Annotated in this window: 10 protein-coding genes; 8 read left to right on the forward strand and 2 right to left on the reverse strand. The window is 40.7% G+C overall.

The annotated features are described in order from the left end of the window. The first annotated feature begins 238 nt into the window (after window positions 1–238). The 4 genes from A3860_RS39630 to A3860_RS39645 all read left to right on the forward strand — a co-directional run bounded on the left by A3860_RS39630 (window position 239) and on the right by A3860_RS39645 (window position 5,619). Window positions 239–1,417 carry a hypothetical protein gene (locus A3860_RS39630; protein ID WP_143774486.1) on the forward strand — a complete coding sequence of 393 codons (1,179 nt, stop codon included), beginning with the start codon at window positions 239–241 and terminating at the stop codon, window positions 1,415–1,417. Continuing rightward, window positions 1,410–3,767 (forward strand): tetratricopeptide repeat protein, encoded by a 2,358-nt coding sequence (locus A3860_RS39635; RefSeq protein ID WP_158085502.1) that lies wholly within the window; start codon window positions 1,410–1,412, stop codon window positions 3,765–3,767. Before A3860_RS39630 ends, A3860_RS39635 begins: the two co-directional genes overlap by 8 nt. A 105-nt stretch (window positions 3,768–3,872) precedes the next feature. Next, a complete protein-coding gene (locus A3860_RS39640; protein ID WP_081156130.1) occupies window positions 3,873–4,805 on the forward strand; it encodes a helix-turn-helix domain-containing protein in 933 nt (310 codons plus the stop codon). Window positions 4,806–4,899: 94 nt separating this feature from the next. Further along, window positions 4,900–5,619, forward strand: a complete 720-nt coding sequence (locus A3860_RS39645; protein WP_216823620.1) for an SDR family oxidoreductase — start codon at window positions 4,900–4,902, stop codon at window positions 5,617–5,619. Between the two features lie 84 nt (window positions 5,620–5,703). On the opposite strand, the gene A3860_RS39650 is transcribed toward A3860_RS39645, so the two are convergent. Together A3860_RS39650 and A3860_RS39655 are read right to left on the reverse strand one after the other, a co-directional pair. Then, window positions 5,704–6,444: a metallophosphoesterase family protein gene (locus tag A3860_RS39650; protein ID WP_081156132.1), complete on the reverse strand. Its 741-nt coding sequence runs from the start codon at window positions 6,442–6,444 to the stop codon at window positions 5,704–5,706. A 2-nt stretch (window positions 6,445–6,446) separates the two neighbouring features. Beyond that, window positions 6,447–7,193, reverse strand: a complete 747-nt coding sequence (locus tag A3860_RS39655) for a nucleotidyltransferase (RefSeq protein ID WP_081156279.1) — start codon at window positions 7,191–7,193, stop codon at window positions 6,447–6,449. Window positions 7,194–7,305: 112 nt separating this feature from the next. On the opposite strand from A3860_RS39655, the gene A3860_RS39660 reads away from it, so the two are divergent. From A3860_RS39660 to A3860_RS39675, 4 genes are all read left to right on the forward strand, one after another. Beyond that, window positions 7,306–8,052, forward strand: coding sequence for a DUF481 domain-containing protein (locus tag A3860_RS39660; protein WP_081156133.1), 747 nt, complete (start codon window positions 7,306–7,308; stop codon window positions 8,050–8,052). A gap of 251 nt (window positions 8,053–8,303) precedes the next feature. Next, window positions 8,304–8,837, forward strand: coding sequence for a YfiR family protein (locus tag A3860_RS39665; protein WP_081156134.1), 534 nt, complete (start codon window positions 8,304–8,306; stop codon window positions 8,835–8,837). Between the two features lie 32 nt (window positions 8,838–8,869). Further along, the gene (locus A3860_RS39670; RefSeq protein ID WP_158085503.1) at window positions 8,870–11,140 is read left to right on the forward strand and encodes a TonB-dependent receptor plug domain-containing protein; all 2,271 of its coding nucleotides are present in this window, start codon (window positions 8,870–8,872) and stop codon (window positions 11,138–11,140) included. Window positions 11,141–11,160: 20 nt separating this feature from the next. Then, window positions 11,161–14,244: a response regulator gene (locus A3860_RS39675; protein ID WP_081156136.1), complete on the forward strand. Its 3,084-nt coding sequence runs from the start codon at window positions 11,161–11,163 to the stop codon at window positions 14,242–14,244. Window positions 14,245–14,260 lie beyond the last annotated feature (16 nt).

Genomic DNA, 14,260 nt, shown 5'->3' on the forward strand with positions numbered 1-14,260 from the left:
ACAACATACGAACTTTTCAAGGTGGCGGATTTAGTCACATTATTCGCAATAATACCCAAAGACCGGGATCGGTAATAAAAAGAAATGCTGATTACAAATTCAACTACAAATGGCTTCAATTGCGAAGTGGCCTGACTTGACCCAGATCAAAATTTGACAATAAATTTGTTGTCAACGATACTTAGCAATAAATTTGTTGTCAAACCAGCAATAACCAAATCACTGCAACTATATGATTATGAATTGGATAAACCCTAAAATCATTATAGGCAATACAGCCACAGGCGATTATTATTATGACAGGCCAGAAATAATAGGCGAAATATGGCAACAGATATTAATTGGTAATCATGTATTACTGGCCGCACCTCGCCGGGTGGGGAAATCATCCATTATGAAGCATATGATTGATAATACTGTAGATAACTACAGATGTAAATATCAAAATGTGCAGGGACTTGATTCAGCTGAGCACTTTTTTAAATCGATCTATGAACTCATTAAATCATGCATGAATTTCAATCAAAAGGCATCGGAATGGCTGCGCCTGTTAAAAGAAACGGGAATTGAAGAAGTAAGCATTACCGGCACTTTAAAGATCCGGGAACGTTCAATTAACTTTTTAGAGGCAGTGAATCAATTATTGCTTAAACTAAAACAGAATGATTATAAAATAGTATTCTTAATTGATGAATTACCCGAGGTTTTACATAACCTGAATAAGAATAATAATAAGGAAGATGCAGTAATAATATTAAAAACCTTGCGTCGATGGCGGCAGGAGGATCAATTCAGCAATTTTCGCCTGGTGCTTGCAGGTTCAATTGGTATTTATCATGTGATAAAAACAATTGAAGGAAGGAACGTTGACTGCAACGACTTTCATAAAGTAAAATTTGCAGCTTTAACAAATGAAGAAGCCATTGATTATATCCTTTGGGCTACTGGCAATAAAGCCACAATTCGCTATACCGAAGTATTGATGCAGTACCTGCTATCTAAAATACAATACTGCCTACCCTATTTTATTAACCTGATGCTGGATGAAATTAACAGTAAAGCTAGAAAGAATCACAATCCGGCAATTACTGTTAATGATATTGACAGGGCATTTGATGAAGTGGTAAAAAACAGCGATCATTTTAAAGATTGGAAAAGCAGGCTGTTTGATTATATGCCATTGGCAGATGCTGAATTTGTAAATGAAGTATTAATTTTTATTGCTCACAAAAATACGATCAGTATGCAAAAACTGTATGATATTGCAATAAGACATGGCAAGAAAGATACCTATATGGACTTTATAGATGGCCTTGAAGAGGATGGATATATCACTGAAGAAAACAATACATACTTTTTTGTTTCGCCTTTTTTGCAGGCATTTTGGAAACGAAATAACCCGGTTTATCATGGATAACCAAAAGAAAATAACTGGCAACAAGGTTGTTGATCAGCTTGATACATATCAGTCGGCTAACAGCGATTATCAGACAGTTAAAAATAATTTCATTGTACGCGTAGCTGAATTTCAATTGATCATTGACGATCTCAAAAACAAAAAAAGCAAAGACCCATTGCAACACGAATTAATTCTGGGCAGAAGGGGAAGCGGTAAATCTACTTTGCTTAAACGAATTCAAATTGAAATTGAAGAAAACCCGGCATTATCTAAAAAATACATTGCAATTAATCTGGCAGAAGAACAAGCTGGCATTTACCGGCTTTTTGATCTGTGGTTGGAAGTATTAAAAGAAACAGGCGTTAAACTGGAAATACCTTTCACTCTTAAGGAATACGATGCATTTAATGATGACCAAAGCTATACACGTTATCTATATGACGAGATCAATAAAGTGCTGAAAGCAAAAAAAAGAAAGATCGTATTATTACTGGATAACCTGGACCGGATTATTGAAAATTTTATTGATGATGGCAACTTATTGCGAGAAACGCTGCATAATTATAATGACATCCAAATCATTGGAGGCAGTACCCGCATGGATGAACACTTTTGGCGATATGATAAACCATTTTACGAATTTTTCCGGCGCCATCGGCTAGGGCCCTTATCATCGGAAGAAATACACCTACTTCTAAATCACTGGAGCCAAATGATGGGCTTGTCAGAATTGGCAGTTTTCACAAAAAATAATCCCGGAAAAATTGAAGCGGTACGAATTCTAACAGATGGATTACCCAGAACGTTGCAATTCTTTATTGAAATATTATTACAGGATTCCACACTTTACGGGTTCGACTATATTCGAAAAGTGATGGACAAAGTAACTCCATTATACCAGGAAAGACTTAATAATTTACCGGCGCCTCAGCGAAAAATAGTTTTGGAAACGGCTTTTATTTGGGAAGCCTGTACCGCCAGGCAATTGGTTCAAAAATGCAAAATGGAAAGCAAATTGATCTCTGCACATTTGAAACAATTGACGAATAATGGCATTATAGAAACTTTGTCAACCTCCAAAAAAAATCATTTATACCGTTTATCTGAACGATTTTTCAATATGTGGTTGATAGTTACGCAGGGAAACCCAGAACAGAAAAGAAAAGCAAAATGGCTAACCATTTTCATTGAAACCTGGTATGATACTGCTCATCTAAGAACGCTTGTTGCTAAACATATTGCCAACGTGCAGGAAGAAAAGATTCCTTATGAAAGGGCTTTAATATTAACCAAAGCGTTTAGTCAGTCGAAATATATTAGCACCCAAGAAAGAGATGAAATGTTGGTGTATACTACTAAATTAAAGACTTCATCTGAATCAAACAATTTTTTAGAATTACCCAAAAAATATTCCGACATCGTAAATGAAATTACAAAGTTAATTGAGGAAAGAAATTATGTGGAAGCCCATAAACTAACAGATGAACTGGAAAATGAAAATGATGGAGTAAAATTTTATTTAAAAGGAGTGGTATTTAATAGAGAAGGTAATAATAAAAAAGCGAAAAGCTATTACCTGCAGGCTATTGAAAAAGGAAACGTAAATGCTTTATATAACATAGCCGTTCTTTACAAAGATGAAGGCAGAAACAAAGAAGCAGAAAACTACTATTTACAGGCTATCGAAAAAGGGGATATTAATGCATTAAATAACCTAGCCAGTCTTTATGATGAGGAAGGTAGAAAAAAAGAAGCGGAAAACTATTACCTGCTAGCTATTGAAAAAGGCCATATCAAAGCTTTAAACAACTTAGCCCTTCTTTATGATAATGAAGGCAGGAAAAAAGAAGCATTAAACTATTACCTGCAGGCCATTGATAAAGGAAATATCAAGACTATAAATAACTTGGCCCTTTTTTACTATGAAAACAACCAGCATAAAAAGGAAGCACTTAAATTGATTAACAGGCAAAGAGAACAAAACCCCGATATTAATTCACTAAAAACTTTGATTGTTATTGAGATTTGGAACGCCGTTTTTAATAAAATTGAAGAAAAGTTGTGGCAAGTCATCATCGACAGTAATTACGAAAACCTGTACTGGTTTTTCACTAATCTGTTGATACAGGAACAAATGCAAATTGTTTCAAACGCCTTTGCAAATGAAACCCATGGCAAAATCTTACGGGACAAATATTCATTATTGTATTATGCCACACAGCTTTTAACAAACAACCACGACGTGGATAATCCTGAACTGCGCATTCCACCCGAAGTACTGCCTACTGTGCTGGAAATAAAAGAAGATATTGAACGGAAGAAGGCAATGTATGCAAATAAAAACTACTCTAAAAATGACTACATCTAAATTCTCTGGCACTAATTAAACCCTAATCTATAAGGTCGCCAAATGATCTCCCCACAACCCCAATCAATAATTCCCCGTATATTTGATTTTTGCAAATAAAAGTATATGGCAAAAAAGGAAGCAAAAACCCTGGAAGAGTTTTATAAAGGCATCGATGTCAATCTTCCCGATGGCATCAACAAAGCCGTGGGGCATTTTAATGTGTTTAAGATCGATGAGGTGCTCGCCACCCTTCGCAGTAAAAAAGGGGTGATGCCGTATAACCGGCGAAATTTTTACAAGATCAGTTTAATAAACGGCCGCAACCACGTTGAGTACGCTGATAAAGTTCTCCATATTGAAAAATGCGGGCTGTTGTTTGCCACGCCCCGCATTCCATATCATTACGTACCGCAGGATGATAACCAGCTCGGCTATTTCTGCATTTTTACCGATTCTTACTTTACTTCAGGTAAAAGCGCGATCGCACTGGATGAACTGCCCATTTTTAAACCCGGCGCCTATCCGGTATTTCAGCTTGGCAATGAGGAGTATGAAGAAATTGCCGCCATATTTCGTAAAATGGCCAAAGAACTGGCTTCTGACTATGCCTTCAAATATGATCTGTTGCGCAATTATGTAATGGAGCTCATCCACTACGGACAAAAGCTGCAACCCGCTTCTGCCCTCGTTACGCCACATAAAGCAGCCGACCGGGTAACCTCGCTGTTCATTGAACTGCTCGAAAGGCAATTCCCCATAGCAACACCCTACCAGAAGCTGGAGCTGCGAGCCGCTAAAGATTATGCCGACAGGCTATCGGTGCACGTGAACTATTTAAACAAGGTGTTGAAAGAATCAACCGGCAAAACCACTACCGAGATCATTGGCCAGCGGGTATTACAGGAGGGAAAGATCTTATTGCGGCACACCAACTGGAACATTTCCGAAGTTGCCTGGAGCCTGGGCTTTGAAGAAGTGGCACACTTCAGCAACTTCTTCCGCAAACATACCAGCTTCTCGCCCAACGCTTTCCGCGAAGAATTGGAAAAGATTTGATTTTTGCAAACATTGGATTGTTGCTTGCAACTCCCCGCCCCGGCTTTCCTGTTACCTTTACACTTCCATTAACGAAGTAAAAAAGTAAATGAACATGAAACCAAATAGTAAAATTCTTGTAACCGGCGGCGCATCCGGTATTGGATTGGGAATTGTTGAGTATTTATTGAAAGACGGGCACACCGTAATTGTTTGTGGCCGCCGTGAAGACGTATTAAAAGATTTAACCGCTAAGCATCCGGCTGTTATTACAAAAAAAACCGATCTGGAAAATGTGGCCGACAGAGAAGCCCTGTACAAATGGATAGCAACGGAACACAAAGACCTGAATGTACTGGTGAACAATGCCGGTATTCAAAACTGGATGTCGCCTGCCGACGATAATTTCTTTACCAGGGCCCAACAGGAAATTGCTATCAATATTGAAGCGCCCCTGCACCTGATATCCCTGTTTATTAAGCTGCCTGCATTGGATACGATCATGAATGTAACTTCCGGACTGGCATTTTCACCTTTTGCCAAAGTACCTGTGTATTCGGCTACCAAGGCGTTCTTCAGGTCCTTTACGATTTCATTGCGCTATTTACTGAAAGACCGCAATATCAATGTAGTGGAAATTGTTCCGCCTGCATTGAAGACCGATCTGGGTGGAAAAGGCTTGCATGATCATGCACCTGAAGTGGGTCCCTTTGTTGAAAGCATATTTGAACAATTGAAACAAGGGAAAAATGAACTCACCTATGGCACCAGTGCCGACAGGGCAAAAATAGGTGCGGAAGAATTTAAAAAGGAATTTTCCAAACTGCATCCATAATAATCAATGAATGTATAAGCCGTTCCGGTCTTTCGACGCTTCGATTTCGCTCAGCGCAAGCCAGCTCAGGACCGGGGCGGTTTTTTATATCTCATACAGAAAATAAGGACGCCCATATCCTACTTTTTTCAGCACATGTTTGGCAACGTTGAACACTTTTACCTTGCCGGCGATATTCCCTTCGAGCACTCCCACATGCGCATGCCCGTGGAATACCACTTCTACATTACGCCGCAATAAGGGCTCTGCCAACCGGGAGGAACCTAAAAATGGATAGATCTGTTCCGGTTCCCCCTTAACCGTTTCCTTTATAGGTGAATAGTGAAGCAGGGCAATTTTTTTAATGTTATTATGTTCCTGGTCGAGGCGGGCCAATGCCCGATCGAGGTGCAATGCTTCCTCAACCGCTTCCTGCACAAAAGATTTCATGGCGCCTTCGCCAAACATCGACAGCATGTGGTTATCGAAGCCGCCGCCAAATCCTTTTACACCTGCAAAGCCTACAGGGCCAATTACCACCGATTCACCATCCAGAATATGCACGTTGGGATGATTTTGTATGACCTGCCTGATCAGCTTATGCCGGCTCTTCTCATGGTCATGATTGCCCAAAACGCCAACAACCGGAATAGAGCAGGCTTTTAATTCTTCCACCAATATATATGCTTCCGATTCATCACCCGTATCTGTAAGGTCGCCACAGATGGCAAGTATATCGGCATTTTTCGAAACGTCAGCAAAAAAATCGGTCCATTTGCCTTTATCCGTATCACTAATATGCAGATCGCCAATAGCGGCCACTCGTGTTTTGTTTTCACCGGACATAATCAAACTGTTTTAAGCGTATACGATTTATAACCCCATTCTTTAATGTCGATCGCATATTGTGTTTGATCGATCACCGGGCCCCGGCATACCTTTTCCATGGGTGCGGGAATCTCGTACTGTTCTGCTGCTCTTGCCATCAGATCATCAAAAAGCCATTTAGGAATGATTGTATGGAACTCAGAAGGATATACGAACTGGAACGAAAGGATCTGCATCAACAACAGGTGCCAGTGCTGGTCCATTTTTCGCGCAAGCCTTTTCCAGTCGAACGTCTTTCCCTGCTTCAACAATAAATGATTAATATCTGCGCCATCATATCGCTCGCGGTTCTGTACATAAATTTTGCACCACACCAATTCTTCCGGTGACAAAATTTTAATGTTAAAGCCCAGGAAATCGACAGGATACGCATGCAGGAACCATTCCTCATCGACACGGCAAATATTATTGGGCGTATCAAAAATGATATCGATGTAATATTCTCCTTTAAAGATCTTGGCAAGCCAGCGAATGTCTGTGAGCTCTGTTCTATATCCTTTGGAACCGAAATATTTCAGGATCCTGGGGTACTCACTGGCTGCGCAGTAAATGTCAAGATCTTTTGTGTCTCTGTAAATGCCAGTATGATGAAAGATAGCGAAAGCACCCCCTATCATATAGCTGGCGCCACACTCCTGCAACAATTGAAGGGCCTCCCGGTAAAATTCAAGTGCTTCGGTATTCGCCTTTTCATTCATTGTCATCATAAAATATTTTTTGCAAAACTGTTGCCTCCCATTCCGTATTATTTGTTCCCCGTTATGGGGAAAAATTCCGGAATGAACGATCAAAAACCCGGAACCTGTATCTTTGGCCATTATGAAAACTGTGCATTTTGGCTTGTTTATGGTCATATGTTTGTGCACCCGGCCATTGGCAGGGATGGCCCAGTTCAGTGACTCCGTTAATTACTACGTTAATTTTGCTGGAACCGGTAATTTAAACAGAACGAATACCGGCACCACCTACCTGCTGAATAATGTGCTGCGTTTTCAGGTAGATAAAAAGAAATTTTCAGTCAATAGCCTGATAAGCCATCTTTATGGCCAGAACCCCGTATCAAAAACGAACGACGATTTTTTTACCATTATCAATGTCGATCTTTTAAAGGGCGTACAAAAGTTTTATTATTGGGCATTGGCAGACTATGAAAAAAGTTTCTCCTTAAAAGTTGACAACCGGTTTCAGGCCGGTGCAGGCGTTGGATATTCTTTTGTAAAAAATGCCAACGCAAACCTGGAATTAAGCGATGGACTTTTATTCGAAACGGTGGATCTGAGTATACCCGACCAACGCGGGCAAACCAGTTACCAGATCGTTCGAAATTCGGCACGGTTGAAATACCGGTTTATTATTAAAGGGATCTTCCGCTTCGAGGGCACCAACTTTTATCAGCCCTCGCTTTCTGATGGCAGTGATTACATCCTGAAATTAAATAACAATTTTTCGGTCAATCTGTATAAATGGCTACACCTCACTACTTCGTTTAATTATAACCGGCAGAATATTACCTCCACTGAGAATTTATTCTTAAGCTATGGATTGATGGTGGAGAAATACTTTTAAGCGGCTGGGCAACTATTCCGTGCAGGCGCTAACGGGCTCCCCGCTGTCCCTTTCTTTATAGGCCACTAAGCCCTTTTAGCATACTTTGACTTAAATCAAATGATACATATTACCGGTAAATAATCTGGCAAAATACTCTTATTTCCAGATTTAATACCCCCTTCCCATTCATTTAGCTGCAATAGAATTAACAATTTCCGTTCTTATTATAGTAAACCCAGGCCTGAAACTCAATTGAGATCCGGCTAACTATGAAAATAAGTATTAAAATATTGAAGCTGCTTTGTTTGACCTGCATGTTTTTGCTGTCACTCTTTAAAGTGCAGGCGCAACATGAAACGGATTATACGATACAGGCCAACCTTATTTACCGCTTCACAAAATACATTGACTGGCCCGCTAATAAAAAGTCGGGCGATTTCAACATCGGTATTGTAGGAGATTCGCCGTTATATGATGATCTGAAAAGCTTTATGAACAACAAAACTGTCGACAACCAGAAAATCGTTGTAACTAAAGTATCTGGTTCAGACAGCTATACAAACTACCACATTATTTTCATCAGTGAAGAGAACAGTGGCAGTTTAAAAAAGCTCGCTGCGCTTACAGCAAATTCCCCGGTATTAATTATCACAGAATATAATGGCCTTGCAAACAAGGGGTCGTGCATAAATTTCATTACGCTCAATAACCGTTTGAAAATAGAGATCAACAAGAATAATGCTGACCAACGAAGTTTGCACATTGCATCTGAATTACTTGATCTGGCGATAATTATAAAATAAAAATAACCATGGCCCCGAAATCTGCATCTCTTATGAGAACCATTTTTATTAAAAGAACGCTTTGCCTGCTGGCAATGTCTACTGTGACAGGTACTATAACTTACAGTCAGACAGACTCTGCAAAACTGGCACGTTTAAGTCTGAAAGACCTCCTGAACGTACAGATCACCACAGCAAGCAAAACGTCGCAGGACCTGGAAATGGCGCCGGCTACTGCCATTGTGATCACCCGGGAGCAGATCAAATCGCGGGGATACCAATCGTTGTTAGATGTGCTGTATGATCTGCCTGATATGAAGGTAGATGACAAAGTGCGCTCCCACCTCCATAATAATTTTGTGATGCGGGGCACGCCGGGCCAGGAAAAATTTATTATAATGCTCGATGGCATGCGTATCTCGTCTCCTACAAATGAAACCATGCCTATCCTTGAAAATTATCCCGTTAACCTGGCAGAACAGATCGAAATAGTACTGGGCCCTGCTTCGGCGCTTTATGGTGCAGACGCGGTATCGGGCGTGATCAATCTCATTACAAAAAAGTCTTCTTCCAAAAAAGAGTTAAAGATCGATGCTACATCGATGGCCGGCAGTTATGGTTATACAAACAATACGCTATTCATTGCCAAAAAATTAAGCGATCATGCCAGTCTCACTGTTTCCGGTCAATATAGTCATAACCAGGGAGCCGACTATACCAAATTGTACAAAGATTCCTTACTCAATACCGAAGGATACAGAACAGGCACTTTCAATACCATTTTCGGGCCAATGACCCCCAAAACGCCCGTAAACAGCAGGATAGAAATGCCATTGAAAGCATACAATGTATACGCATCGTTGCATATTGATGAGTTTTCGCTCTCGGTTTTCAAGAACTATGCACAAACACCCACATTTTACGAAGAGAATCCCAGCAATGCCGTTTATAACAAAGATGTTTTCATGGGTCAGGGTATCAATATGGCAAGCGCTTCCTATAAAAAATCATTTGGAAAGATCACCTCTACTTCCACGCTGCTGGCCAGTGAATATATCATGAACCCGAAATCGAATTACAGAAACCTTTTTTCGGGAATGGAACCGGCTTACAAATATTCTTTTGGCTCGCTGGTGAAGGGGGAAGAACAGGTTGACTGGAAAGCATCGGAGAAATTCAACCTAACGGGTGGTGTTACCTACGAGAGTTATTATTCCATTCCCACCAGTGCCGATCTGGCCACGCCCGTTGATGTGAGCGGAGATCTGCATGGAACCTATATCGGCACAAAGACCTATTATACGCCCAATGGCCTCGATGCTAAATTCTATACACTGAGGTATCGAAACACCGGTACTTATTTACAGGTGCAATATGCGCCGGTTCCAACCCTGAATTTTACTTTTGGCGCCCGGCATGATGTTAATTCAAGGTATGGGAGCACCTTAAACCCAAGGGCCGGGGTGGTTTACAGGCCAACCAGTAAAACAACAATTAAAGCACTGTATGGCACCGCCTTCCTTGCTCCTACCACGTTTGATTGTTATGCTTATTATGGCGCCTTTGAAACAGGTGATTCCGGAAGAACTTTCCGTTCCAATTTTATGCATTTGCCCAATCCTTATCTCAAACCCATTATCTCTAAAAATGCTGAGGTAAGCGTTAGCCACTATTTCACCAATAATTTCAATGTAACAATTGATGCCTATTATACCGTTCTTTCAGGGCTACATGAATTTGCCGATGATAATAAAGCGACCCATCTGTACCATAACATGTTTAATGGTATACCAGTTGGGTATGTTGAAGTATTTGTGAATCAAACCAGGCAGGTTAATTACGGCGGAAGCGTTCAGTTAAATTACAAGCATTCCATTGGCGGTCTCTGCCTTAATTCTTACCTGTCGGTAAGTCACACAAACGGATTTGATGATTATTCGCGCAAAGATCCGAACCTGCCTAAGGTGAAGCTTGAATTTATTTCTCCTTTTATGCTTCATGCGGGTACCGATATGATAGCTGGAAAATTCACCTGTTCGCCCCGGCTGATCCTGATGGGCAGGCAAAACCTTACAGGCATCACCAATGACATGGCGGCTGTTCGCAAACGCCAAACGATTGCAGGATATGCGTTAATGAACGTATCGTTAAGATATAATGTATTTAAAAAACTGGCTGTTTTTACCAATATCACCAATGCGCTTAACCAGCATTACAAAAGTGTAGGCTTCAATATGGACCTCACAAAAAAGAACACCGAACTTTTTCATGGCCAGTATGAAGACCCGATAAGGATAATGGGCGGTTTAAACTTTACTTTCTGATAATGTATGCCCCTTAAACCATGAAAATAAACATTACCATAAAGAAGAGGATTTACTGGAGCTTTACCGTGCTGGTATCATTGTTTGTGATCAACGGTATTATAACTTTCATTACGCTGCACAACAACAAAAAGTCATCCGCCTATCTATCCCAGGTGATCGACCCTTCACTTCAAACATTGGATAATTTTGAAAAGATGATGGTTGAATCAAAAATGTATACTACCAACTGGGTGTTTTTAAGATACAAGCAGAAGGACAAAAATTCATTGAAAAAACTGCAGAGCTTTGATTACCTGAAATTAAGGTCACGTATCAATAGTTATGCGCAATTCTGGCCAAATACAAATTGGGCCGACAGCTTAAATAAGGTTTATTCGGGCTTTGATGAGGTGCTTGTTATGGAAAAAGCCATAATGGCCTCCTTAAAGATGTTTGACGACTATGATGATGCGGTTACCAAGCTGGTGGCTGAAACGAAGCTGGAAGAAGCAGTACTCCCACGTACCGATGCATTAATAAATTCCTTACACAATATCAGCTCTTACATCCAAAGTATCAGGGAGCGGGAAAACAGCAAACTCACCCGTTCTACTGCGGAACTTAGGATACTTATCATTTTACTGGCTGTAACCATCGTTTTAGCCGGTTTTTTTCTATCCTTATACCTGGCTAATAAGATCATTAGTCCGGTCAACAAAATAAGATCCATCATAAACGACCTGGGCAAAGGCATTATCCGCCGTATAGATTATCCGGTACACAGGGATGAGATCGGTGACATGGTGCAATCGGTGAATAATCTTTCTGAAAATCTGCGGGGAACGGCCAATTTCGCCTACGAGGTTGGAAAAAGGAATTTTAATATCCCGTTTACCCCACTGAGCGATGAAGATACATTGGGCAAAGCACTCATTTCCATGCGCGATAATTTAAAGACCGGTGAAATGGAATTGATGGAAATGACGGGTTATTTAAACAAAAAGGACCGCCTGTTGCAGGCGGTTGGTTCTGCAGTTCACGAACTCATCAGTAATAATGATATTGAAACGGCCATTGGCAATGCCATAAAATTGCTGGGCGTACAAATGGGTGTCGACATGATATCAACCTATCGCAATTATACCGACACCATCGATGATAAAACCTACAGCAGCCAGTTAGCCTGTTGGAATAGCACTACGAATGAAGTTGAATATCATGCGCCCGAATTTCAACAGGTGTTCGTTTGTTTTACTCCCGTCATAAAGGAAACGTTACAGCGAAATGAAATTTTTCATGGTAATGTTACGCATTTGTCAGCATCGCCGGTAAAAGAATGGCTCCAAAATAAGGAGGTTAAATCGTTCACGCTTATTCCGGTATTTGCAGCAGGCAGGTTATGGGGTTTCATCAGTATTAAGGATTGCAAAATAGCACGCGAGTGGACGCGGGCGGAATTTTCTATCCTGGAATCATTCTCCGGCACATTGGGCTCGGCGATCGATCGAATACATATGGAACAACAGAAAAACAATGCAGAGGCTGCCAGCATTGCCAAAAGTGAATTTATGGCCAACATGAGCCATGAATTGCGTACACCCATGAATGGTATTATTGGCTTTACCGACCTTGTGCTAACCACCAACCTTCAAAAAACACAGCGGCAATACCTGCAGAACGTTCAAAAATCAGCTTATAACCTGCTCAATATCATTAATGACATCCTCGATTTCTCCAAAATAGAGGCAGGAAAGCTGATCATTGACAATGCCTGTTTCAGGCTTGATGAAGTAATTGAAGAAACCGTCGATATTTTATCCATAAAAGCCCAGGAAAAAGACATTGAGCTTATTTGCAACATAGACCCGCAGATCCCCACTCAATTTTTGGGCGACGCAGTGAGAATAAGACAGATACTGGTAAATCTCATTGGCAATGCAATCAAATTTACCCTTAAAGGAGAAGTATTTATTACCGTTCGGCAGGAATCGGCCCTCTACGAAAAAAATGACAAGAAATTCATAGATCTGGCTATTGCTGTTAAAGATACAGGTATTGGTATCGCTGCTGAAAAGATCAATTCGATCTTTGAAAGTTTTACGCAGGCCGATTCATCAACTACCAGGAAATTCGGTGGCTCGGGACTGGGCCTTACCATTTCCAAAAGGCTGGCAGAACTAATGGATGGCAATCTTCAGGTAGAAAGTGAATTTGGTAATGGCAGCACATTTACGCTGCGCCTTGCCATGGAGATCGTTAACGAGCAGCCTGCTATTTCATTTACCCCGAAGGGTGTGTTAGGGAACATATTGGTGATTGACGATAACCTGACCAATTGTAAATTAATGGAGAATATCTTCAGGCATTTGCATATTCCCTGCCAGATCTGTTATAACGGCCCCGAAGCATTAGAGCTCATTGAAAGATCCGTTTCAGCCAACAAACAATTTGATCTTATCATAACCGATAATCATATGCCGGAAATGGATGGCATTACACTGGTACAGGAGATCAGGAAAATAATAAAGAGAGATGAAACACCATTCATACTTATGCTTTCATCGCTTGAAAGAACAATTTTCCAACAGGAAGCTGAAGATATTGGTATAGATAAACTCCTTTCCAAACCGGTAAAATTAGGCGAACTCAATAACCTGCTATCGTCCCTTTTTGAAAACCCTTATTCGCAGGCAGTACAACCAGAGCCGGTAACCACGCAGGAAAAATTATTTCAGGGAATAAAAATACTGGTGGCAGAAGATAACCCGTTGAACATGGCGCTTATTTCAGAAGTACTGTCAAAAATGGGCGTTGAGGTAATAGAAGCCGCGAATGGCAGGGAAGCAATTGACCTGGTGATACAACACGATCCTGCGTTGGTGTTTATGGATGTGAACATGCCTGAGATCGACGGCTATTTAGCCACCCAGAAAATTCGCCGTTTACCCCAACCCTTTAGCGACGTTCCCATTATTGCACTAACAGCTGATGCCATGAAAGAAGACAAAGAACTCTGCCTGAAAGCAGGAATGAACCATTTTATATCCAAACCATTCCGGATTGAAGAAATACAGTTTATTATGAACAATTATGTAAAAAAGAAGATGGCCATAACAAAATAATTCAGTAAACAGATTT

This window comes from Niastella vici (assembly GCF_002077945.1).
Classification (GTDB): Bacteria; Bacteroidota; Bacteroidia; order Chitinophagales; family Chitinophagaceae; genus Niastella; species Niastella vici.